The organism is Roseibium suaedae, from assembly GCF_900142725.1.
Lineage (GTDB): Bacteria > Pseudomonadota > Alphaproteobacteria > Rhizobiales > Stappiaceae > Roseibium > Roseibium suaedae.
The window spans coordinates 32,451-55,628 of sequence record NZ_FRBW01000006.1 but is presented as its reverse complement, the minus strand read 5'-3'; the positions used below and the strand labels follow the sequence as shown (position 1 = coordinate 55,628).

The following is a 23,178-nucleotide window of genomic DNA, read 5'->3' as shown; positions in this document are numbered from 1 at the left end:
CTCATCATGCGCTCAGGTCCTTGTCAGCGGTTGAGTCGCATGTAGGTAGCAATAGCATCTTCCACATTGTCGAACTTGACCATGTGACCATCGATGAGAACGATCGCCATATCGCAATACTCCTTGATGGTGTTCATGTTGTGGGAAATCATGATGACGTCCGCTGTTGCCTTGCGCGCCTGAAAGGCCTCGCGGCAACGCTTCTGGAAATTGGCATCGCCAACCGCCGTCACCTCATCCACCAGATAGCAGTCGAATTCGATTGCCATCGAAAGCCCGAACGCAAACCGGGAACTCATCCCGGAAGAATAGGTTCTCAGCGGCTCGTTGATATAGCTGCCGATTTCGGCGAACTCGGTCACGAAGCGCAGAACCCGCCTGAAGTCTTCCCCGTAGGCCCGCGCCACGAATTTCAGGTTTTCCTTGCCGCTCAGCATGGGATTGAAGCCGCTGGCAAAACCGAGCGGCCATGACACACGCACCGACCGCCGGATCCGGCCGCTGTTGGGCAGCTCCGCCCCGGCCAGCATGCGCATGGTGGTCGACTTCCCGGCCCCGTTCACCCCAAGCAGACCATAGGAACGGCCACCAGAGAAATTCATGCTCTGCTTGCGAAGGATATACCGGCGCCGGCCTGCCGTCTTGTAGTACTTTACGACGTTCTCCATGACTATCATGGTCAGACCCTGTGATCTTCGACAGACATCCAGATCAATGTCGCTGTCGACCAGAAGGCAAGCATGCCGATCGTAAAGATGAACCAGGCAGACATTCTGGCCGGATAGACCGTGTCCTGCGGCAGGTACGGTTGCGAGAACACGGCAATGAATGTGGTCCGGCGGATAGCGGCGGCCTTGGCCGTGTCGAGATTGCGGGCGGATGCCTTGTAGATGGCTTCGGCAACCGCACGGCGCGTTTCCAGCCGGGAGAACTCAGCCAGGTTCTCGGTCAGCTGCCCGCCAACGGCCTTCTGGCCGGCAAGGCTCTCCTGGCGTTCGTCCATCTGCCGCTGCAGGGCATCGGCATTGCGGCGCAACTGCCGGGCTTTCGCGGAGTCCCCGGCATTGGCAGCCTCCAGAGCGGCAAGTTCCACCTCGATCTTCAGCTTCTCTTCCAGAAGCTTCGCCACGATCGTCCCGGACAGCCGGGCTTCGGAAATCGGATCGAAAATCCCGGTCTCGTTCTGATATTGCCGCAGATCGTTGAGCGCGCTGTTGTAGTCCTCGAGGCTTTTGACGACGTCATTCTCAGCGCGGACGGTCAGATCGGCCTTCGCCCGGTCGGACAGGCGGTTGACCATCTCCTCCGCCGCCTTTAGCGCAGCGTGCGAAATCTTCAGGGAGTCATCAGGGCTGAAGGCACGCACGCGCAGGATCAGAATTCCCGACGGGCCGTCCACGTAGGTGTCGATGTGCCGGTTCCAGTACTTGTGCAGCTTCTCGAAAGGCGCATCGGCGGACAGGCGGGACAGGCGGTCGATCTCGGAGCCGCTGAACATCTGGCGCAGGCCGATTTCCTTGTCCAGGAACTCGACCATTTCCGCAGAGTGAATGTAGTTGTCGACGATATATGCATCCTGGGTGAGGGAGTCCCCGCCGATGATCGACTGGCCTTCGCGCTTCTCGCTTGTATCGAACTGTTCGCTGACCCCGATCGTGCGGACGATCATCCGCGTCTCGCTCATGTACTGATTGCTGGCGATCATTCCATAGTAGGCAGCGCAAAACAGCGCAGGGATCACGACAAACGCGAAGAAGGTAGCCTTCTTCGTGATGTACTTGAGAATAGGATGCTGGCGGTCGAACTCCTCATCGAAATAGGAGTCTTCGTCCTCGATCGCGTTCGCTTCAATCACATTGTTTCGGGCATCATGCGCTTCGATGCTCATGGATCGAACTTACTCTTTCAAAAGGACGCAGCCCGGCAAAGGCGGCCGCCCGATAAAATAAAAGCCAGTCTCCCGTCCAGATCCAGCCAGATCGTCCCTGACCTTAGACCTGAAACCCTGCCCCAGATACCCGGAATACAAGAGCTACGCGGGCTGCTCCAGCCTCGAATTTGCCGGCCGCTTTGCCTTGGTGGGATAATCGGCCGTCGATATGGCATTTACATGGCAGGAGGGACCGCCGGAGGCTTTGCTCTCGGCGAAGATCTTGCGGGCAAAACCGCACCAGGTCATGGCGTCGGGCCCGACCAGGTGAATGGTCTCGCCAAGGCGCTTGCTGCCGCCCTTTTCCCAGTCGTCGCAAATTGCCAGCAGGCCATCGGCGATTTCATAGGCAGAGGTCGGGTTGCCGATCTGGTCGTCGACCACGGAAATCTCGTCCTTCGTCTCCGCAAGACGCAGCATGGTCTTGTAGAAATTCTTGCCATAGGGACTGTAGACCCAGGCCGTGCGGGCAATCACATGATCCGGATTGGCCGCACGCACCGCTTCCTCGCCGGCGAGCTTGGTCTTGCCATAGACGCCGATCGGGTTGACCGGATCAGACGGCAGATAGGGCCGGTCCAGATCGCCATCGAAGACATAATCCGTGGAGATATGGATGATCTTCGCACCGATTTTAGCCGCTTCTGCTGCCAGGATACCAGGAGCCGTGCCGTTGACGGCCATGGCCAGGTCCGGCTCGTCCTCGGCCTGATCGACGGCCGTATAGGCGGCCGCATTCAGGATCACGTCCGGCTTGTGAGCTGCGACTGCTGCGCGGATCGTGTCCGGATCTGCGAGATCCAGAACCGTGTCTGTGCCCTCACGCGCTACGAAGATCAGTTCCAGTTTCGGATGATCCTTGGCGCGGTCGGCCAGACAGCGGGCAACCTGGCCCTCCTTGCCGGTAACGAGAATCTTCATTCCGCAGCTCCCGCAAGCTTGAGCGTGCCAAGACGCTCATAACCCTGCGCTTCGCGGATCGGACCCCACCACCAGTCATTGGCAAGATACCAGTTGACGGTGGCTTCAAGACCGCTGTCGAAGGTCTGGGCCGGCGACCAGCCTAGCTCGCGCTTGATCTTGCTGGCATCGATCGCATAGCGGCGGTCATGGCCCGGACGGTCGGTGACCATATTGATCAGGTCCGCATAGGACGCGCCATTCTTGCGCGGACGCTTGCGGTCCAGAATGGCGCAGATGCCGCGCACCACGTCGATGTTCCGGCGCTCGGCATTGCCGCCGATGTTGTAGCTCTCCCCGGCAACACCCTTGGTCGCCACCAGATGCAGGGCAGCGGCGTGGTCATCGACAAAGAGCCAGTCGCGCACGTTCTCGCCCTTGCCATAGACCGGCAGTTCACGCTCATCGAGCGCGTTGAGAATGACCAGCGGGATCAGCTTTTCCGGGAAATGGAACGGGCCGTAATTGTTGGAACAGTTGGACAGCACAACAGGCAGGCCGTAGGTCTCGTGCCAGGCGCGGACCAGATGGTCCGACGAGGCCTTGGACGCGGAATAGGGCGAAGAGGGCGCGTAGGGCGTTTCTTCGGTGAAAATACCGCTGTCGAAGGGCAGGTCGCCAAAGACCTCATCGGTCGAGATGTGATGGAAGCGGAAGCGCTCGCGCTTTTCCCCGGTGAGGCTTTCGTAATAGCCCCGGGCCGCGTTCAGCATCTGGAACGTGCCGATGATGTTGGTTTCGATGAAGGCTCCCGGACCGTCGATCGACCGGTCCACATGGCTCTCGGCGGCAAGGTGCATGATGACGTCGATGTCATGCTGGCGCAGTAGGGAACCGATGGTCTGGCCGTCGCAAATGTCGGCCTGAGCGAAAGCGTAATTGGGCAGATTGTCGATGGCCTTGAGCGAAGCCAGATTGCCCGCATAAGTCAGCTTGTCGACGTTCAGAACAAAGTTGGACGGGTCACTGGCAATCCGCCGGCAAACCGCGGAGCCAATGAAACCGGCACCGCCCGTGATCAGAAAACGCATGTCTCAACCCTCAAAAACAAAGCCGGTGTCGGTGTCCTTCAAAAGGCCTGCGGCCTCATCCTTGGCCGACAGCGTCACGGTCGAAAGATCCACCGGCCACTCGACGCCGATGTCCGGATCATCAAAGCGGATCGACCGGTCACACTCCTTGGAATAGTAATTGGTGACCTTGTAGAGGAACTCGGTGTCGGGCTCCAGGGTCACGAAACCATGGGCAAAGCCCTTGGGGACCAGAACCTGGTTCCACTTCTTCGCAGAGATCTCGACACCGACCCATTTGGCAAAGGTCGGCGACCCCTTGCGGATGTCGACGATCACATCGAAAACCGCACCGCGCGTCACACGCACCAGCTTGTCCTGGGCAAAGGGAGGGGTCTGGAAATGCAGGCCCCGCAACACGCCGACCGAAGCGGAATAGGAATGGTTGTCCTGGACGAAATCCAGATCAATTCCCGCATCCTTGAAAGCCTTGGCGTTGTAGGTCTCGGAGAAGAAACCACGGTCATCGCCGAATTTCTGCGGCAGGATCTCGATGACACCATCAAGACCAAGGGAACGAAACTCAGGCATTATTTTCTCCCGCTGACGCAACGGCGCAGATAGTCACCATAGCCGGACTTTCCATGGGTGGAGGCCCGGTTCAGAACTTCATCGACCGTCAACCAGCCGTTGTCAAAAGCGATTTCCTCAAGGCAGGCGATCTTGAAGCCCTGGCGGTGCTCGATCGTCCGCACGAAGGAAGAAGCCTCATGCATGCTGTCGATGGTGCCCGTATCCAGCCAGGCGTAGCCCCGGCCAAGAGTTGCGACCCTGAGGTCGCCACGCTTCAGATAGGCCATGTTCACGTCGGTGATTTCCAGTTCACCGCGCGAGGAGGGCTGCACGTTGGCGGCGATGTCGACGACATCATTGTCGTAGAAATAGAGACCGGTGACCGCCCAGTTGGACTTCGGCTCCGCCGGCTTTTCCTCGATGGAGAGGGCCGCACGGGTCTTGGGATCGAAATCAACCACGCCATAACGTTCCGGATCGGCAACGTGATAGGCAAAGACCGTTGCGCCGCTCGGCTCGGAAATCGCCTTGCGGCACAGGGCGGAAATGCCCGCACCGTAAAAGATGTTGTCGCCCAGAATGAGTGCGCAGGAATCGTTGCCGACAAATTCACGGCCAATGATGAAAGCTTCCGCCAGGCCGTTGGGTTCAGGCTGCACCGCATAGGACAGGCTGATGCCAAATGCAGACCCGTCTCCGAGCAACTCCTGGAAGACCGGCAGATCCCTTGGCGTGGAAATGATCAGAATGTCCGAGATCCCCGACAGCATCAGAACGCTTAGGGGGTAATAGATCATCGGCTTGTCATAGACCGGAAGGATCTGCTTCGAAACAGCAAGCGTCAGCGGATAAAGACGCGTGCCGCTGCCGCCAGCAAGGATAATACCTTTCAACGAAATGCTCCGTTTTTAAAATGAACCCGTTGGATTTCCGGAAGGTCCAGCCTGTCTTCCCTTTTTTAGCCCCACATTTCAAGCTTTGATCGGGATTAAGCTGCCTGCGGGAGGAAAACGAACTGCCTGGTTTCAGGGCATGCTCGCGGATTTCATTGTTACCGATTGTCCGAGCGCATGGGGTGAGGGGCCAAATTTCTGCATGCGAACGAAGAGGTCCGTTTTGCCGAAACGTCCTCCCGGCTTGTCAATCAATCGCCCATTGCATCCTTTCAGCTTCAGCCAGACGGGCATCCAGGAAATGGACATCTGCCTGGAGATTTTCCCGTATTTTTTCCCGGCATTGCAGCGGGACCTCGCCCCTGACGAAGGCAGGATTCGGAATGACGTAGAGTAGAGCCTGCGCAAACCGTCTTCCGACCGTTCCGCCAAGGTTCCGGTTCGTCCAGTGAACGAGCCGCAGTTCAACCGGCGAAAGGGACCTGTTGATGATCCGGGAGGTGGACAGGCCCGGCATGCCCCCGGACGGCAAGGATGGATCCACGATTGCAAGGATCCTCTCCGTTATGCCCGACCGGATCCGGGAGTAGTTCAGCACGGAAACCGGAATGCCTTCCGCCTCGCAGAACCTGACGAGATTGGTCGCGTGATTGATGTGATTTTCCCGCTCGGCGATCGCCAGCAGGGTGCCGGTGTATCCGCCCCGTTTCACGGCTTCATTGAAATGGGACTGCACCATTTCGACGGGATCGCGCACCGAGACGATGAAGTGGAAGGTGAAGTCACTCTTCCGGGCTCTCACCAGATCAACGAACTCGTTCTGGCGGAGGATCATGTTCTCGTTTGAAAACACCAGCGTGCCGAACTCCTTGCAGGCGTCTGCAACATCAAGGATCTGGCGCTGGAACCAGCCCGGCACTTCCGGCGTGACATTTCCAGAGGTCGTGCCGCCGCGAAGGGCCTTCCTGCGGCTTGGATGATCTGGATAGAGGATGCCCCGGCTCTTCAAGGTATCCTGAAGCTCCATGAAAGCTTTCTGCGTGGCAGATGTGCCGGTTTTTCCATGTCCGACATGCAGAAAGATCGTCTTCATTTTATCCAGTTTCAGTGTCTGCAGCTCAATCCGGCTGAGATATCTCTGCAAGACACGTCAGAAATGTGACCTGATTTTGGTTTCGTGGGCAGCGAAAGTACGAGTGTTCCCGGATCAGGATAGAAACCTCTTCAGACTGCTTCATCAAGAACCTGCTCACCTTATCCCGTTTACACAAGCTCCCGCTCACCTTTCTGAACCTCCACCATGCCTCTCTTCCCCTCCTCCCAGCCCCCTTTCTGCACAAAAGCGACGCAGCGTCAGATTTCGGGCGGCAAGTGAACGGATCCCTCGAGATCCGGCAGACCTCAACACCCTGATTTTTAAGGGGAACGTTCCGGGTTAGCAGAAAGCAATGTGCAGACTATATTGAATTCAAAGCTGATATACGGACAAGAGACGCAGACTAAAGATACTGCTCAGCTCAGTAATTTTTGATTTTTTATCAAGTGCTTAAAAGACAACCTAAGGGCTCCTTACAAAAGTCTTGCCAGCCCGGATGCCATCCGGTATCCATGCTTTGAATTCAATGAAGCCGCAGAACTTCATGAAGAGATCCGAAAGCGCGCCATCAGGCCGGTCAGTTTGACCGCCGCGCGGGCTCAAGGACATTCAGGTTCATCCCCCTTTTTACGGGCCTGCCGCAGCTCCCAGGGCTTTCCGGAAAGCCGCAGGTGCTCATGCCCGTCCTATGAAGAAGGGGAGGGACCAGGGCAGGAAAGACAGGCAGGAAGACCGGCGTGGCCAGCAAGGGTGAAGCAGAGACGTTTGTCGCACGAGGGGACGACTCTGCCTCAAACCGGTCCGAGTGGGCCTATCTGGCGATCAAGGAAAGCATTGTCGGCGGCGATCTCGCGCCGGGCATGCATCTTGTCCAGGAAGACCTTGCGGTGAAACTGGGCGTCTCCCGCCAGCCGATCCAGCAGGCCATGATGCTGCTCAAGAATGACGGCCTCGTTGTGGGCACCGGCTCGCGCGGGCTGAAGGTCGCCCCGCTCGACGCAACCGACACCGCCTGGCGCTATCAGATCCGGGCAGCACTCGAACAGGTCGCCCTGCAGGCCGTCGCCCGCCGGGCCGCGGCCTCCAGCCGCTTTGCCGACAAGCTGCGCCGCAATGGCGAAGCCCTTCTGGAACACGGCCTCAAGATGGTCGAGGCCCGCTCGCCCCGCGGCGCGGTGGATGCGGACATGGCCTTCCATCAGTTCCTGTGCCGGGAATCCGGCAATCCCCTGATCGACCGGACCACCGAGGCCCACTGGGTCTATCTGCGCCGGACCATGATCGCCGTGGTACGGGTGGAGAACATCGGCACCTCGATCTGGACCGAGCATCAGGAAATCCTCAGGGCCATCTGCGCGGGCCGCATCGAAGAGGCCGTCGCGCTGGCCATGGCCCATCTCTACCGCTCCGAGGGCCTGGTGGCCCGCTCGCTGGCGGCCATGACTGCCGAAAGCACCCCGGATCTGGGGGCGACCGGCTGAGGCAACAGACTTCCCGGCAGGCGGAGCCAGGGGCCAAGCGGTCCGTGCCCCGCCCAAGGGCGACACATCTCGAACGTCAGGCCTCAGACATCAGGCCGGTTCAGGATCAACCGGAAGCCACCGGCGCCTCACGGCGCAAAGGCGGCTCCAGAACTTTGAAAACCGATCAGCACCACGGCCTTCCGCCAATCCGGTTGAAGGTCAGCTGATCCAGGAGGAAGCACATGTACCGTTCTTTGCGGGCCGCAGCCTTGGCCCTTGGAATCGCATCCGCCGCCACCGTTCCTGCCCTGGCGCAGGACACCGTCACCGTCGGTGCGGTCGAGATCCTCTCCGGCCCGGCCTCCGGCTACGGCATTGCGATCAAGTCCGGCCTGGAAATGGCCATGGACGAAATCAACGCCGCTGGTGGCGTTCTGGGTGGCAAGAACCTCGCCCTGATCGTTGAGGATTCCGCAGGCAACAAGGACCAGGCGGTCAACGCTGCCCGCAAGCTGATCGGCCGTGACAAGGTTCCGCTGATCATTGGCCCGACCCTGTCCAACGAGATGTTCGCTGTCGGACCGGTTTCCAACGGCCGCAAGATCGTGACCATCGGCACGTCCACCACGGCTGCCGGCATCACCGCCATGGGCGACTACATCTTCCGCACCGCGCTGCCGGAAGCCGACGTTATCCCGGTCACCTTCAAGACCGCCAAGGAAAAGCTCGGCGTCAAGACCATCGCGATGATGTATGCCAACGACGACGCTTTCGCCAAGTCCGGCTTCGATTCCATGAAGGCCGCCGCTGAAGAGCTCGGCTTCGAAATCGCGACCATCGAGACCTTCGGCAGCAAGGACAGCGACTTCTCCGCCCAGCTGACCAAGATCAAGAGCCTGAACGTCGACGCGATCGCCGTCTCCGCCCTGGTCGAGCCGGTTGCAGGCATCCTGCTGCAGGCCCGCCAGCTCGGCCTGCCGGAAACCGTCCGCTTCATCGGCGGCAACGGTTCCAACTCTCCGCGTCTGGGCGAAATCGCCGGTGAAGCTGCCAATGGCCTGCTGGTCGGCAGCCCCTGGTTCATCGCCAAGAAGGACGAGCTGAACCAGAAGTTCGTCACCGACTTCCAGGCCCGCTACAACAAGGCTCCGGACCAGTTCGCAGCCCAGGCCTATGACACGATGAAGATCGTTGCCGAAGCCATCGACCGCGCCGGTTCCGCCGAAAGCGACAAGATCCGGGAAGCCCTGCTTGCCACGGACCACACCGGCGTCATGGGCCCGTTCAAGTTCACCGAAGGCCGTGACCCTGCATCCGCAGAAGGTGTGGTCGTTCTGACCATGCAGGGTGGCAAGTTCGAGATTTTCGAATAAAAGGCCGCAAAACAGGCCCTGCGCACCCGCGCAGGGCCACCACTGCCGTTTAGGGGATATCCCAATCGATGCTTGCACAGCAGCTAGTCAACGGTCTCGTGCTGGGTGCCACCTACGCGCTTTTCGCGCTTGGTCTGACCCTGATGTTCGGGGTCCTGCGCGTCATCAACCTGACCTATGGTTTCTATTTCTCCGTGGGGGCGCTCGTGGCGCTCTGGCTTGCGCGCTCGGTCGGACTGCCGATCTGGGCCGTCGTCCTGCTGGGCGGGGTTGCTGCCGGCCTCGTGGCCGTCGTCGTGGACGGCGTGCTTTTGACGCGCCTGCGCCGCACCAAGGCGGGTGAACTTCCCTCCCTGATGGTCACGCTCGGTGCCGTTCTGGCGCTCTATTCCCTGTCGGCCATCTGGCTCGGCACGGAAATCCAGCGTTTCCCCTTCGATTTTGTCGACAGCTCCGCATTCGAAATCGGTGACCTGCGCATTTCCCTGGTGCAGATCCTGATCGTCTGCGTGACCTTTGCGCTCGTCGGCCTGCTATTCGTGCTGCTGCATTACACCCGCGTCGGCCTGATGATCCGCGCCCTTGCCGAGAATGAAGACACCGCCCGCCTGATGGGCATCAATGTCGATGCCATCGTCATCGTCGTGTCCTTCGTCTCCGGCCTTCTGGGCGGCGTCGGCGGCGTGCTGATCGGCCTGAACTTCAACGCCATCCAGCCCTTCATGGGCGAAACCATGATGCTGCGCGGCTTCGCCGTCATCATCATCGGCGGTCTTGGCGACATCCGCGGCGCGCTGATCGCAGGCGTCCTGCTCGGCATGTTCGAGGTTCTGACCGCAAGCTACATCTCCTCCAGCGCGAAGGAAGCTGTCGCCTTTGGCGCGCTGGTCCTGACGCTCTGGTTCCGGCCCACCGGCCTGTTCGGCCGCAAAGAGGTCAAAAGGGCATAAACATGGCTGAATGGCTGGACGATTTCTTCTTCACCTATGAGACGCTGATCCATGGCATCGGCGTGCATGGCCTTTTGGCCCTGTCCATGTATTGCGTCATGGCCGTCGGGCAGCTGTCCCTCGGTCAGGCCGCCTTCATGGGCCTTGGCGCCTACACGGGCGCGCTGCTGACCCTCAAGCTGGGCCTGCCCTTCTATGTGGTGCTGCCGGCATCGGCCTTCGTGCCGGCGCTGATTGCGCTGCTGATCGGCGGACCGACCCTGCGCCTCAGCGGCGTCTATCTTGCCATCTCGACCGTGGGTCTGGGCGAGGTTCTGCGCGTCATCTACATCAACTTCGAAAGCCTCACCGGCGGGGCACTCGGCCTGTCGGGCATTCCGATGAAGGCCAGTGTCAGCCTGATCTATGCCCTGCTGCTGATTGCACTGATCATGTTCTGGGCGGTTGGACGCTCGCGGATCGGCCGGGCCATGGAAGCCATGCGCGAGGACGAGGTCGCCGCCGGCGTGATGGGTATCAACGTGCCTGTCTACAAGCTCGGCGCCCTGATTGTCTCCGCCATGCTGGCCGGGATCGCCGGCTGCCTGGCGGCCCATTCCAGCAGCTTCATCGGCCCGAATGAATATGGCTTCGAAACCGCGGTCACCATCCTCAGCTTCGCGCTGCTGGGCGGCATCGGAACGCCCCTGGCGCCGGTTCTGGGCGCCCTGGTCCTGACCGCCCTGCCGGAAGTGCTCCGGCCCCTGGCGGACTTCCGCCTTGTCATCAACGGAATGATCATCGTCGTGGCAATTCTCTTCCTGCCCCGTGGTGTCCTGCCGCTCCGCCTGAGGAGATCCGCATGACCACGCTTCTGACTGTCGACAGCCTGTCCAAGTCGTTCCGGGGCGTCCATGCGATCCGCGATGCCAGCTTCGACGTGACCGCCGGAAAGGTGCATGGCATCATCGGCCCGAACGGCGCCGGCAAGACGACCCTGTTCAACCTGATCTCCGGGCTGCTGGAACCCACGTCCGGCACGGTGAGCCTGAACGGCAAGGACATTTCGGCCCTGCCGCCCTATGCCCGCACCCAGCTCGGCATGGCGCGCACGTTCCAGAACATCCGTCTCTTTTCCGAGATGACGGTGATCGAAAACGTGCTGACCGGCATGCATATCCAGCTGCACACACCCTTCTGGCGCACGCTCGTTCCCTTTGCGGGGGCCGAGGAAAAGCAGGCCAAGGCCAAGGCTGCGGAGCTTCTGGAGCTGGTCGGTCTTGCCGACAAGGCCTTGACCCGCTCGGCCAGCCTTGCCTATGGCGAGCAGCGGCGGCTGGAAATTGCCCGGGCGCTCGCCAGCGATCCGAAGATCCTGCTCCTGGACGAACCGGCCGCCGGCATGAACCCGCTGGAAACCCAGGATCTGGCGGTGCTGTTGAAGAAGCTCAACGAGCGCGGCATCACCCTGCTTCTGGTGGAACATGACATGCGCTTCGTCATGGACCTGTGCGACCAGATCACGGTTCTGAACTTCGGCAAGGTGATTGCCGAGGGTGAGCCCGCCGAGATCCGTAGCAATTCCGCCGTTATCGAAGCCTATCTCGGCCCCAAGGTTGCCGAGCGGCTGCTGAAGGAGGCGTCGGCATGAGCGACTTTCTCTCTGTCTCCGGCCTGCGGCTGAGCTATGGCCGCACCGAAGCCGTCAAGGGCATCGACCTTGAGGTCCGCCAGGGTGCGGTGGTCTGTCTGATCGGCGCAAATGGCGCAGGCAAGACCACGACCATGCGCGGCCTGTCCGGCCTGCTGAAGACCGCCGCCGGGTCGATCCGCTTCTGTGGCGAGGACATCACCAACGCCCCGGCCCACAAGATCGCCCGCATGGGCATCCGCCAGGTGCCCGAAGGCCGTCAGGTCTTTGCGGAAATGACCGTGGACGAGAACCTGAGCCTGGGCGGCCTGCAGGTGGGCGACAGCGCAGACTTCCGCCGCCGCCGCGAGGCGGTGCTGGACCGGTTCCCGCGCCTGCGCGAGCGCCTGACCCAGCATGCGGGCTATCTGTCCGGCGGCGAGCAGCAGATGCTGGCCCTCGGCCGTGCCCTGATGGGCGGCCCGAAGCTCCTGCTTCTGGATGAGCCGAGCATGGGCCTTGCGCCGCTGTTCGTGGAAGAGATCTTCAAGATCGTCGCCGATCTGCGCCAGGACGGCACCACCATCCTGCTCGTCGAGCAGAATGCCCAGGCCGCCCTGGAAATCGCCGACCACGCCTATGTGCTGGAAAGCGGCCGCATCACCCTCGAAGGCCCCGCCGCCGAGGTCGTCAACGACCCCCGCGTCATCGCCGCCTACCTGGGCGATCACTAAGGGCAGGGGGGAACCTCGCCCAAGTCTTCTCCCTCACCCCAACCCTCTCCCTCAAGGGAGGGGGGGCAGGCCGGGCCTGTGGCGGGTGCGGTGTTTCTTTAAAAAGTTCCCTTGCCGCTGCGCCAGTTGACCAGCGCTGCGGCAAGGGAGTTTCTTTCGGTTCCCGATGTAGGTCTTCAAGACCTCAACGGGACACCGCTGGATGGCTTAGCGGCGCTTCTTCCGCCAGGGAGCGCCCCGTTTCCAGTCTCCCGCCATGATGCTTCCGAACGGCAGCACCTCATCAACCACATCTGCCAACCCGTAATGGCCGATTTGCGAGCGAACGCTTGCGGCTGACTTATAGGCACTCGGCAGTTCGGAAACGTCCGCATGGCCGGAGTAGAAGCGGACATCCAGGCCGTTGGTTTCCTTGGCCAGGATCTCGGCAATGTTGTTGGGGCTAAGGCCACGACCATCTGCACCATACTCTTCCGCAAGACCCCGCATGTGAGCCGTTCGTGACATGTTGCGGCCGGCGCCATGCGGCGCAAATCCAAGCCCGTGATCCGCATTCGAACCGCACGTGATCAGGATCGGCTCGCCCATGTTCATCGGGATAAGCGTCAGATCGGTTGCGTCCTCCGCCCAGCCGTTGAATGCCGGTGTGGCTCCCTTGCCATGATAAAAGAGACCGTCAGACTTCCGGAAAACGAAGTTATGTTCGTTCCAGAAGCGGTCGGAAACCTTCGCTGACAGCTTTTCTGCAGCCATGTCGTGAATGGCGAAGTGGTTTTCCTTCGTCCATTGACGGATCGTCTGAAGGGCAGACCAGTAGAGATCACCTTCCTCCGTATCGGCCGGAATCCAGGCATTCTCCGGATAGGTCTCAGGAGAAAGAACCTCGCGGAACTTGTTGGCGACCTTCATCCCGCGCTCATAGAGACGTGCTCCGGGCGCGCGGGATCCGTGGTGGGTGACCAGAGCCGTTTCGCCAGTGGATTTCATTGTTCCCACGAAGGCGAAATGATTGCCATCGCCCTGGGTTGCGAACTGCTCGACGCCAACAGTCAAGGCCGCGCCTGACAGGTAGGCATTTTCCTGGAAGGCCTTCAGGGTTGCCTCGGAAGGCGTCAGCTGCTGTCCGGCAGCGCGTCCGCCCGGTCCGAAATGGGTCACCGAATGCACTGCATCGAGGAGCGCCTTCGGGCTGACGGACGGGAAAACGGAAATCGCCATCGAGCAACAGATATCGGAAGAATGCATCCCCGGGTGAATGGCCTCGGAAGCCACCACGCCGCCGACGGGGATCGTCCCGATCGGGCCGGCAGGGCAGGCATCGGGCATGATCGCGGCTGCCCTGACGACGGGTGTACGGACCACCGCCCGCATCGAGGCATGAACCTTCTCGACATTTTCCTGCTCGAAGGCGTTTTCCGCCAGAATGTTCGAGTAGATACCAATGTCACCTTCGCCGCGCAAAGGGACCGTGGGGGCCGGCTGATGGGTCAGGGCGGCCTTCAGCGCCGCTTCCATGGAGCCACCTTCGCCCAACACTTCATTTGCAGCCTCGAGAGCCGGGGCAAACCATTTGCCCTGCGTCATGCCTGCGTCGATCAGATCCTGTCCACTTACGATATTGCTCATGCTACTTCCTGCTACTGCAGTCCTTCCCCTTGTTCCGGGTTTTCCTCGGGCGGTGGAGTCGCCCAGGCATAGGTGTGTTCATGAAATCGGGGTACGGCGACGAGGGAGAACGAAATCGGGTGGCCCCGCCCATGCCAGAGAGCGCCGCCAAGGATGGGAGTCGAACCCATCTGACCAACCCTTGGTGAGGCTGTATTTCCGTTCGGCATTCGCCGTACCCGATCCTGATGACTATTGGTGGCAGGACAAATTGAGCTTCGGTCTCCTTTCAGATCCCGGGATGGCTCGAACATCCACCTCCCCGTCAGACGGGGCGCTCTACCTGTAGTCCTGCCTGCATTCATCAGGAGCTGTTTCAAATTCGTCATGACGACTAGGCTTGGGGGAACACCCGCTCTATCCGCTGAGCTACGAAGCGGCAAAGGTCCGCTCCGGCAGGATTTGAACCTGCGACCTGGAGATGTAGAATCTGTAGTTCCGCCCGGCATTCGTCATGTATTTGCAGCGCCACAGATCGTGACGCAGCAGATATCACAGTTCTATTGACTCGATCCTTTGCACCCACGCGTCCGGGTTCGACCGGCCACTTGCAAAAAGAGCGATCATCTCAAAGACCGAGTCCGAAAAACCTCCTACATTCAAAACGCTTTCTCCTCTTGCCGACGTGGTCGCGTAGGGCTGGATGTCGAGACAGACCAACCGCGCTGAGGGGTTATGTCTCTTGATCCTGCTCCATTCAGCCATGACCGCTGACACGCTTCCCTTTTGGCCGGCATCTACCCAGGACTGGTTGTCCGACACCATGACCACCAGGTCGACGCGGGCCTTTTCATCCGCCAGCTGCCGCAGGGGAGCGGAGCAGTTGGTTCCGCCGCCACACACGGCCGCCAGCTTGGCGGCATTGGCCATGATGCTTTCGCTCGGGTCCAAAGACACCGGAACAACCTCGACCTCGAACGGCAGAACACGCGTCGAACGGTTCCGGCGCAAGAAGGCCGCCGAGACCAGGGCCGCGATCTCGACACAGCGGACCTTCGAAGTCGCCGTGCCGAGGAAGCCCGTGACTGGCGAGCTCATCGAGCCCGAGACATCCGGGCACACGACAACATTGCCTTCGAACTGGGGCACGCTGGCGACCGCTATCTCCATGGCCTGCTGCAAGGCGTCGCCGATCTCCTGCGGCACCAGTTCCGAGGTGTTTTCCCAGGCAACCATCAGCTGGTAGGGAAGCACTCTGGACCTGCGTATTTCCTCGGGATCCGCGATCCGGCGGGCCAGTTTCTGTGTCATTCCTTCAATCTCGAAGACGCCATTGCGGGCAAATGTGTTGAGGTTCTGACGAACCATCTGCCAGGAGCCCGTGAGGGCAATCTCCGCCCATTGCTGAGCCGTCATCTGCAGTGAGGTCAGCATCTGGAACGGAACACCGGGCAAAGGCCTGCTGGTGTCACGCTTGAAGGCCTCGAACGCTGCCACTTCCTCGGGAAGCGCCGAAACGTCATAGGGCTTTCCAAGTGCCCAGGCATAGAAGGCAGCCCTCGCCGCATCCTTCGGCTTCGGGTGCACCATGCGGATCACATCCCGCAGCGACGGGTCATTGCCGACCATCGCGTTCAGCAGCTGCGGAACGGTCCGGCTCTCAAGCCAGGCCTGCACCATCTTCTTCGGCCGAGTGCCGAGCGACTTCCGGCCTGTGACGCCCGACCGCATGACTTGAACAAAGCCACGCATCATCTTGCCGCTTTTCACGACCCGTGGAAACGCACGTGAAAATGCATCGCTTTCCAGGCTGGAAAGGATGGCCAGCAACATGACCGGCATGTCTTTCATGTGCCCCTTTTCAGCGGCATAGATCGCAAGCTTTGCGAGAAATTCCGGTTCCACTTCAGCGGCGCGCTTGATGACCTCTTCCAGCTGCTCCCCGCCACCTGCATAATAGGTGTCATTGAACGTGCCGGTGACCGCGTATTGCGCCAGGGCTTCACGTGCAGTGAGCGCGTAAGCCGCAGCGCCAGTCCGATTTACGTCATCCGTGCCCTTCGGCAACTTGCCGAAGTAGGTCTTGAAGACCGCCTTGATCCCCATGGCATCACCTCACTTGCTGGTTTTGCCATATCTATTTCAAGCATCGTGCCAGTTTGACTGGAAGTGGGAAAATGCCTCTCAAGAAACTTTTAATCCATTGATATAATTGACTTAAATTTTTTCCATCAACTCTGGAGCCATGATGAGAGACTTTACAATCAGAGAAAATAATTATAAGAATGTATAAGATTTATATGATTGGATAAGTCATGAAGCGCAGGGTCGCGATCAGCATTCTCGGCACAAAGCTCGACATGGGTCATAGGGGTGACCGGTGGAAACGGTGGCGGCCCAACGTCAGTCTCGGACAGCAGGCTGGCCTGTTCATTGATCGCATTGAGCTCATCCATAGCATTCAGTTCGACCGCCTCGCGGCCACCATTTCGAAGGATATAGAAACCGTCTCTCCGGCGACGAAGGTCCGGAGCACCATCCTCAATCTCGTTGATCCCTGGGATTTTTCAGAGGTTTACACCAAGCTCCGGGACTTTGCCCGGGCCTATGATTTTGATCCCGATGAAGAAGAATATCTGGTCAACATCACGACCGGAACGCATGTCGCCCAGATCTGCTGGTTTCTTCTGACAGAGGCCCGGATCATCCCGGGCCGCTTGCTGCAGCTTTCCCCGCCAAGGGATAGGGAGCCGGAAAGTGACTATGCCGGCACGCATACGATCATCGATCTGGACCTGTCGCGCTATGATGAGATCGCCACGCGTTTTGCCTCAGAACGCGCCGAGGCCACTTCGTTTCTCAAGTCTGGAATTTCAACCCGCAACACGACCTTCAATCGCATGATCGATGAAATCGAGCGCGTCGCGATGCGTTCGACGGCCCCCCTTCTCCTGACCGGCCCCACAGGTGCCGGAAAATCCCAGCTGGCAAAACGGATCTACGAGCTGAAAAAGTCGCAGCGGAAGGTGAGCGGTCCGTTTGTCGAGGTAAACTGCGCAACGCTGCGCGGCGATCAGGCAATGTCCGCCCTGTTCGGTCATACACGCGGGGCCTTCACCGGCGCCTCGGTTGAACGGGCCGGTCTCCTCAAGTCCGCGGATAAAGGCGTCCTGTTCCTCGATGAAATTGGTGAGCTCGGACTGGACGAGCAAGCCATGTGCCTGCGCGCCATCGAGGAAAAGCGGTTTCTCCCCGTCGGCTCCGACAAGGAGGTGTCCGCAGATTTCCAATTGCTGGCCGGCACCAATCGTGACCTTCGGGACGAGGTGAAGGCCGGGCGGTTCCGGGAGGATCTTTTTGCGCGCCTGAACCTCTGGACGTTCGAGTTGCCTGCGCTCCGGGAGAGACGGGAAGACATCGCCCCCAATCTGGACTTCGAACTCCAGCGCTTCCTGGAGCGGGAAGGCCAGAACATCACATTCAACAAGGAGGCAAAAGAAACGTTCCTGAAGTTTGCAGTCGCTCCTGACGCGATCTGGTCTGCAAATTTCAGAGACCTGTCTGCCTCTGTCACCCGCATGGCGACCCTTGCCCCTCAGGGCCGGATCACCATCGAGGTCGTGTCGGATGAGATTTCCCGCCTGAAGCGCGCCTGGGGATCGCAGGCGGATAATGATCCCGCCCAGATCGTCAGAGCGGTTCTGGGAGAAGAGGCCGCAGCTTCTCTCGATCTCTTTGATCTGGCCCAGCTGACAACAGTTCTGGACGTTTGCTGCGAGCATTCCAGCGCCAGTTCCGCCGGGCGCGCCTTGTTTGCCATGTCCCGGCTCAACAAGAAGAGCAGCAACGATGCCGATCGGCTCAGCAAATACCTTGCGCGCTTCGACCTGAAGTTCGAGGACATCCACCAGCGATACAGGCTAGAAGGCCGATAGTCCTAGGCCGCATCCCCCGCACCGCTGTACTTTGGAGACGGCGGTGCGGAGGGGTTTTCAGATGCCGAGTTCGCGGCGGAGGGTTTCCAGGCGGTCCATGGCGATGACGCCGTCAGCGATGGTGGGGGCAGGGGTTTCCTTGCCCTGAAGCGCGGGGACCACATCGGCCAGCAGCGAATGATAGCCCTTCGGGTCCTCGTTGGCCGCCGCCGTGAAATTCGGCTTCCAGGTCAGGCTGTCCACGTCATCGGCCAGAATGGCCTTCGGATCGTCCACTTTGAAGGGCGGGTTCCGGTTCCAGCGGACCTCGATGACATTGTCGACCTCGATGCGCTGATGATCGCCCATCACCTCGATCCGCTCCACCGGAGCGCCGCGAGACTGGACCGTGCCCATGGCGATGGTGCCGATGGCGCCGCATTCAAAGTCGAAGTTGATGTGGAACAGCACCCGGCCCGGCGCCTTTTCCACCTTGCGGGCGGTCAGCTTCGTCACCGGCGAGACCAGGAAGGACACCAGGTCCATGTAGTGGACGCAGTGGTGCAGGAAGAAGCCGGTATAGTCGACGTTGCCGGCAAAATAGCCGGGCGCGGTCATGTAGTAGCCGGTCAGCCCCAGCACATCGCCGAAACGGCCGGAGCGCAGGATGTTGGCGGCAATCTTGTTGCCCGCCGAATAGCGCTTCATGAAGCCGACCAGCAGCGGCTTCTTCGCCTTTTCCGAGGCGGCCAGCAATTCCCGCGCCCCGGCGGCACTGCCCGACGGCGGCTTTTCCATGAAGACGGGCAGGCCACGTTCAAGGGCAGCCTTGCCGAAGGCCAGATGCTGGTCCGGCCCGACGGCCATGCCGACCGCATCCAGGCCTGGCGTCGCGATCAGCTCCTCGGCGCTGGTGGTCAGGGTGCGGACGCCGAACTGGCGTCCGGCGGTCTTCAGCCGCTCCGCGTCGATATCACAAAGCGCCACCAGTTCCACATCGTGGCGCACCAGTTGGGGAAGAAGCATCTGGGTTGCGTGAACGCCGCACCCGATCCAGCCGATTTTCAGGGTCATCTGCGATAGTCCGTCAGCATGATGTGAGACTTGATGAAGTCGGCGCTGGCCTTGAGCCGGGCGCTTTCGTCCTCGTGCGGGGCGCGCCACTGGGCAAAGGGCACGCCGAAGCGGTCGTCGTTGCGGCGGAAGGGTTCGAGCGAGACCGGGCCGGTGTAGCCGACCTCGTGCAGGGCGCGGAACACTTCCACCCAGTCGGTGGCGCCGGTGCCGGGAAAGCCGCGGTGGTTCTCGTTGGCCTGGAAATGCACCAGATGCCTGCCGCCGAGCCGGATCGCCTCGGCCAGATTGGCCTCTTCCATATGCATGTGGAACGTGTCGAGCATCAGCTTCACCGCGGGATGATCGACCGCTTCCAACAGCTCCATGGCCTGCTGGGTGGTGCAGAGCACGTCGCTTTCAAAGCGGTTGAGCGGCTCGACCGCGAGCAGGATGCCGAGCTTTTCCGCATAGTCGCCGGCTTCCTTCAGGCCATCGACACAGCGCTGCTTGCGGGCCAGGCGCTCGGCCTCTTCCACCGGCTTGGGCGCCCGGCCCGCGAAGACCAGCGGATTGCCGGTCAGCGGGCCGCCGACGATGGTGGCGCCAAGGGCCTTGGCGCTGTCGGCCGCATATTTCAGGTAGTCGATGCCCTTGCGGTGGCAGGCCGGATCGTCGGAGGACAGGTTGCGCTCCAGATTGACCCGGGCGGCCAGCACCACGCCGAGACCAGCGTCGTCCAGTGCCTTGCGGGCCTCTGCCGCATCGATCTCGCCGGGTTCTGGAACCAGCAGCTCGACGAAGTCGTATCCAAGATCCTTCATGGTCTTGAACAGGGGGAAATGCTCGGCGGTGAACGGCCTTGCATATTGCATTGATATCAACCCGACGGGGTTCATTTCAGGTCCTTCTTTCTTCTCGAAATGCCGGTCCGCATCAGCCCTTGACGGCGCCCTGGGTCAGGCCGCCGATCAGCCGGCGCTGAACGATCAGGAAAAGCAGGGTGGCGGGCATGGCCCCGACGACGGCGCCTGCGGCAAGCAGGCCCCATTCGATCTGGTACTCGCCGATGAGGGTCTGGATCGCCACGGTCACCGGGCGCACGTTCCGTCCGCCCAGGGTCAGGGCGTAGAGATATTCGTTCCAGGCCGTGATGAAGATGTAGATGCCGGTGGAGATGATGCCCGGCATGGTGAGAGGCAGAACCACCCGTCGCAGGGCCGTCAGGCGGGAGCAGCCGTCGATCATGGCCGCCTCGTCCAGGCTCTTCGGGATGGCGCCGATGTAGCTGGTCAGCATCCAGACCGCGAAGGGGATGGCGACCGTGGAATTGGCGAGGATCAGCCCGAAATGGGTGTCCAGAATGCCGGCCTTCCGCATCACCATGAACAGGGGCAGGATCAGGAGCACCACCGGGAACATGTTGATCAGCAGGAACTGCAGCATGAACAGCTTGCGGCCGGCAAAGCGGAACCGCGAGAAGGCATAGGCCGCCGTGACCGAGACCACCAGGCCCAGCACCACCGTGCCCCCGGCGATGATCAGACTGTCCAGCATGTTGCCGAGAAACGAGGTCTGGCGCAGCAGGCGGGCGTAATTGTCCAGGCTCCAGCCGGAGGGCGAGAGGGATACACCGGTGGCATCCAGAACCCGGCTCGGGGTCAGCGAGGTCAGAATGATCCAGGCAAAGGGGCCCATGGCGAAGAGCACGATCAGCAGCACCGGCAGGTCGGTGGTCATGATGCGGCGCAGGGTCGAGGGCTTGGTCATCTTTCGACCTCCCGCATGGTGCGCACCAGATAGAGAGCCACCACGGCGCCGAGCAGGATGGTGAAGGTGACGGCGATGGAGGTGCCATAGCCGAAGTCCAGGTTCTGCCGCGCCTTGACGAAGGCATAGAGCGGCAGGGTGTGGGTGGCATAGCCCGGCCCGCCACCGGTCATGACGAAGATCACGTCCATGGAATTGGCGACCCATATGACCCGGAGCAGCCCGGCCGTTCCCAGCACCGGCGCGATGCCGGGCAGGGTGATGTGCAGGAACTGCCGCCAGGACGAGGCGCCGTCGATGGAGGCGGCCTCATACTGGCTCTTCGGGATGCCCTGAAGTCCGGCCAGGATCATGACGGCAAAGAAGGGGAAGCCCTGCCAGGTCAAGGTGGCGATGATGGCGTAAAGGGCCAGATCGGGATCGGCGAGCCAGGGCACGGCCTGCTGCACGACGGAGAGATAGATCAGGATGTCGTTCAGGACGCCGGTGTTCGGGTCATAGATCCACCGCCACATCAGCGCGATCACGACACTCGGCAGTGCCCAGGGAATAATGATCATCGCACGGGCCAGGCCGCGCCAGGGAAATTCCCGGTTGAGCAGCAGGGCGGTGACCAGGCCGAGCGCCATCTGAAGCGGCACGGTCAGACCGATCCACAGCGCCGTGTGGCCGAGCGAGATCCAGAAGACCTTGTCGCCGAACAGCTTGATGTAATTGCCGAACCCGACAAAGCGGCTGGCATTTGGCTTCCACAGGATCAGGTCGAAGAAGCTGGTGTAGACAGCCTGCACCATGGGAAAGAACACGATGAACAGCGTCACCACGAAGGCAGGCGCCAAAAGCGCATAGGGCATGAGCCTTGCCGAAAGAGGCGGGCTGATCTTCGTGCCCGGTGAAAGTGTCTTGGCGGTCGTCAGCATGGGTCCGGCCTGATAGGGGAAAAGGGTCCCGAAGCGGCAGCGCTGAGGCGCCGCTTCGGGCAGGGGTCTTCGATGGGGTAAGACCCGGGGGAGGGGCTTACTGGTCGAACAGGCCTTCGAGCTGTTCCATCATTTCCTTCGAGGTCACCTGACCTGTCAGGGCCTGCTGCATGCCGATCTGCCAGGCCGTGTTCACGAACTCGGAAGTTGCCGGGGTCTGCGGCAGCACATGAGCGAAGGGCAGGGAGGCGACGGTCGCGTCGACGAAGCGGCGCTCATGCAGGGTCCAGTTTTCCGAACCGCTCTTGGTCACGGTCATCTGACCGGTGGCCTTGTTGAACTCCACGTTGTTCTCGCCTTCCGCGAGGAAGGAGATCCACTTCCACGCCGCGTCCTTGACCTCGGATGCGGAGAAGACGGCCAGGGATTCATCGCCATAGGATGTCCAGCGGCCCCCGCCGCATTCGGGCACCGGAACGGCGGACACCTTGTCGCCAAGCGCATCGACCATGCTCTTGGACGAACCGATGTGGTGGATGGTCATGGCGGTCTTGCCGCTCTTGAACGCACCGGTGATTTCCTGGAAGCCGTCGTTCGGCGCAGACGGCGGAATGACCTTGTCCTTCTGGTAGAGGTCGATCAGCCACTGGTTGGCGGCAACCGCCTTGTCGCTGGTCAAGCCGCCCTTCTTCAGCTCGGCGCCCTGGGAGAGCACGAAGGCGCCCCACTGGTCCCAGCCGCCCTTGCCGCCGCGCAGGCCGAAGCCGTAGATGTCCGGTGCCTTGGTCAGCTTGATGGCCGCATCGCGGAAGTCTTCGCAGGTTGCCGGCGGCTTGAGGCCTGCCTCGTTGAAGAGGTCGGCGCGATAGTAGAGGTAAAGCACCACATACTGGATCGGCAGATAATACTGGTTACCGTCCGAGGCCTTGGTCAGGTTCAGCAGATTGTCGAGCAGATCCGCCTTGCCGGCCCAGGCGTCGATCCGCTCGCCGATCGGCTCCAGAGCGCCCATTTCCATCAGCCGGGGCTGGGCGAACAGCTTGACCATGGCCGCATCGGGCGCATTGCCGCCGATCAGCGAGGTGTAGAGCGTGTCGTAATAGCTGTTCCACGGCACGTTCTCGGCCTGGATCTCGATGCCAGGATTGGCAGCCTCGAATTTCTTGACCAGATCCTCCATCGGGTTTTCCGGGTTGTCGAAGTGGTACCAGAACCGCACGGTTTCGGCGTTTGCAGCGCCTGCGGCAAGCATCGCCGAAAAGGCGACACCCGTTGCCAGTGTCTTCAAGAAAGTCATGAACTCCTCCTCCTCAGGTTCAGCGGAC

Annotated in this window: 21 protein-coding genes; 7 read left to right on the top strand and 14 right to left on the bottom strand. The window is 60.8% G+C overall.

The annotated features are described in order from the left end of the window. Nucleotides 1-23: 23 nt before the first annotated feature. The 7 genes from BUA94_RS20690 to BUA94_RS20660 all read right to left on the bottom strand — a co-directional run bounded on the left by BUA94_RS20690 (nucleotide 24) and on the right by BUA94_RS20660 (nucleotide 6,459). Nucleotides 24-677, bottom strand: coding sequence for an ABC transporter ATP-binding protein (locus BUA94_RS20690; RefSeq protein WP_073015286.1), 654 nt, complete (start codon nucleotides 675-677; stop codon nucleotides 24-26). Between the two features lie 2 nt (nucleotides 678-679). After that, nucleotides 680-1,888: a KpsE/RkpR family capsule polysaccharide export protein gene (locus tag BUA94_RS20685; RefSeq protein WP_073015285.1), complete on the bottom strand. Its 1,209-nt coding sequence runs from the start codon at nucleotides 1,886-1,888 to the stop codon at nucleotides 680-682. A gap of 144 nt (nucleotides 1,889-2,032) precedes the next feature. Further along, nucleotides 2,033-2,851: a dTDP-4-dehydrorhamnose reductase gene (gene rfbD / locus BUA94_RS20680; protein WP_073015284.1), complete on the bottom strand. Its 819-nt coding sequence runs from the start codon at nucleotides 2,849-2,851 to the stop codon at nucleotides 2,033-2,035. Continuing rightward, entirely contained in the window at nucleotides 2,848-3,921 is a 1,074-nt protein-coding gene (gene rfbB, locus BUA94_RS20675; protein ID WP_073015283.1) for a dTDP-glucose 4,6-dehydratase, read from the bottom strand. The genes rfbD and rfbB overlap by 4 nt, the downstream gene beginning before the upstream one ends. A 3-nt stretch (nucleotides 3,922-3,924) precedes the next feature. Then, nucleotides 3,925-4,491 (bottom strand): dTDP-4-dehydrorhamnose 3,5-epimerase, encoded by a 567-nt coding sequence (gene rfbC / locus BUA94_RS20670; protein ID WP_073015282.1) that lies wholly within the window; start codon nucleotides 4,489-4,491, stop codon nucleotides 3,925-3,927. After that, complete coding sequence (gene rfbA / locus BUA94_RS20665) at nucleotides 4,491-5,366, bottom strand: glucose-1-phosphate thymidylyltransferase RfbA (RefSeq protein WP_073015281.1); 876 nt, start codon at nucleotides 5,364-5,366, stop codon at nucleotides 4,491-4,493. Before rfbA ends, rfbC begins: the two co-directional genes overlap by 1 nt. A 247-nt stretch (nucleotides 5,367-5,613) precedes the next feature. Then, nucleotides 5,614-6,459, bottom strand: a complete 846-nt coding sequence (locus tag BUA94_RS20660) for a hypothetical protein (protein ID WP_073015280.1) — start codon at nucleotides 6,457-6,459, stop codon at nucleotides 5,614-5,616. 740 nt (nucleotides 6,460-7,199) lie between these two features. Here BUA94_RS20660 and BUA94_RS20655 point away from each other — a divergent pair. From BUA94_RS20655 to BUA94_RS20630, 6 genes are all read left to right on the top strand, one after another. Next, nucleotides 7,200-7,943: a GntR family transcriptional regulator gene (locus BUA94_RS20655; RefSeq protein WP_073015279.1), complete on the top strand. Its 744-nt coding sequence runs from the start codon at nucleotides 7,200-7,202 to the stop codon at nucleotides 7,941-7,943. A gap of 224 nt (nucleotides 7,944-8,167) precedes the next feature. Then, on the top strand, nucleotides 8,168-9,298 hold the full coding sequence (locus tag BUA94_RS20650) for an ABC transporter substrate-binding protein (RefSeq protein WP_073015278.1): 1,131 nt from the start codon (nucleotides 8,168-8,170) through the stop codon (nucleotides 9,296-9,298). 68 nt (nucleotides 9,299-9,366) lie between these two features. Next, nucleotides 9,367-10,248, top strand: a complete 882-nt coding sequence (locus BUA94_RS20645) for a branched-chain amino acid ABC transporter permease (protein WP_073015277.1) — start codon at nucleotides 9,367-9,369, stop codon at nucleotides 10,246-10,248. A 2-nt stretch (nucleotides 10,249-10,250) separates the two neighbouring features. Beyond that, the gene (locus BUA94_RS20640) at nucleotides 10,251-11,093 is read left to right on the top strand and encodes a branched-chain amino acid ABC transporter permease (RefSeq protein ID WP_073015276.1); all 843 of its coding nucleotides are present in this window, start codon (nucleotides 10,251-10,253) and stop codon (nucleotides 11,091-11,093) included. Beyond that, a complete protein-coding gene (locus BUA94_RS20635) occupies nucleotides 11,090-11,878 on the top strand; it encodes an ABC transporter ATP-binding protein (protein WP_073015275.1) in 789 nt (262 codons plus the stop codon). The genes BUA94_RS20640 and BUA94_RS20635 overlap by 4 nt, the downstream gene beginning before the upstream one ends. Further along, on the top strand, nucleotides 11,875-12,591 hold the full coding sequence (locus BUA94_RS20630) for an ABC transporter ATP-binding protein (RefSeq protein ID WP_073015274.1): 717 nt from the start codon (nucleotides 11,875-11,877) through the stop codon (nucleotides 12,589-12,591). The genes BUA94_RS20635 and BUA94_RS20630 overlap by 4 nt, the downstream gene beginning before the upstream one ends. A 207-nt stretch (nucleotides 12,592-12,798) precedes the next feature. Here the strand turns inward: BUA94_RS20630 and BUA94_RS20625 are convergent, their stop codons facing one another. Together BUA94_RS20625 and BUA94_RS20620 are read right to left on the bottom strand one after the other, a co-directional pair. Further along, a complete protein-coding gene (locus tag BUA94_RS20625) occupies nucleotides 12,799-14,217 on the bottom strand; it encodes an RtcB family protein (RefSeq protein WP_073015273.1) in 1,419 nt (472 codons plus the stop codon). 531 nt (nucleotides 14,218-14,748) lie between these two features. After that, nucleotides 14,749-16,302 (bottom strand): RNA-binding protein, encoded by a 1,554-nt coding sequence (locus BUA94_RS20620; protein WP_073015272.1) that lies wholly within the window; start codon nucleotides 16,300-16,302, stop codon nucleotides 14,749-14,751. 209 nt (nucleotides 16,303-16,511) lie between these two features. On the opposite strand from BUA94_RS20620, the gene rtcR reads away from it, so the two are divergent. Further along, nucleotides 16,512-18,131, top strand: a complete 1,620-nt coding sequence (gene rtcR, locus BUA94_RS20615; protein WP_073015271.1) for an RNA repair transcriptional activator RtcR — start codon at nucleotides 16,512-16,514, stop codon at nucleotides 18,129-18,131. Between the two features lie 57 nt (nucleotides 18,132-18,188). Here rtcR and BUA94_RS20610 read toward each other — a convergent pair whose 3' ends face one another. From BUA94_RS20610 to BUA94_RS20590, 5 genes are all read right to left on the bottom strand, one after another. Continuing rightward, nucleotides 18,189-19,184, bottom strand: a complete 996-nt coding sequence (locus tag BUA94_RS20610; protein WP_073015270.1) for a Gfo/Idh/MocA family protein — start codon at nucleotides 19,182-19,184, stop codon at nucleotides 18,189-18,191. Continuing rightward, nucleotides 19,181-20,062 carry a sugar phosphate isomerase/epimerase family protein gene (locus BUA94_RS20605; RefSeq protein WP_073015269.1) on the bottom strand — a complete coding sequence of 294 codons (882 nt, stop codon included), beginning with the start codon at nucleotides 20,060-20,062 and terminating at the stop codon, nucleotides 19,181-19,183. The genes BUA94_RS20610 and BUA94_RS20605 overlap by 4 nt, the downstream gene beginning before the upstream one ends. 37 nt (nucleotides 20,063-20,099) lie before the next feature. Then, on the bottom strand, nucleotides 20,100-20,933 hold the full coding sequence (locus BUA94_RS20600; RefSeq protein WP_073015268.1) for a carbohydrate ABC transporter permease: 834 nt from the start codon (nucleotides 20,931-20,933) through the stop codon (nucleotides 20,100-20,102). Then, entirely contained in the window at nucleotides 20,930-21,853 is a 924-nt protein-coding gene (locus tag BUA94_RS20595) for a carbohydrate ABC transporter permease (RefSeq protein ID WP_084082161.1), read from the bottom strand. Before BUA94_RS20595 ends, BUA94_RS20600 begins: the two co-directional genes overlap by 4 nt. Nucleotides 21,854-21,950: 97 nt before the next feature. Beyond that, the gene (locus tag BUA94_RS20590; protein WP_073015267.1) at nucleotides 21,951-23,150 is read right to left on the bottom strand and encodes an ABC transporter substrate-binding protein; all 1,200 of its coding nucleotides are present in this window, start codon (nucleotides 23,148-23,150) and stop codon (nucleotides 21,951-21,953) included. Between the last annotated feature and the right edge of the window lie 28 nt (nucleotides 23,151-23,178).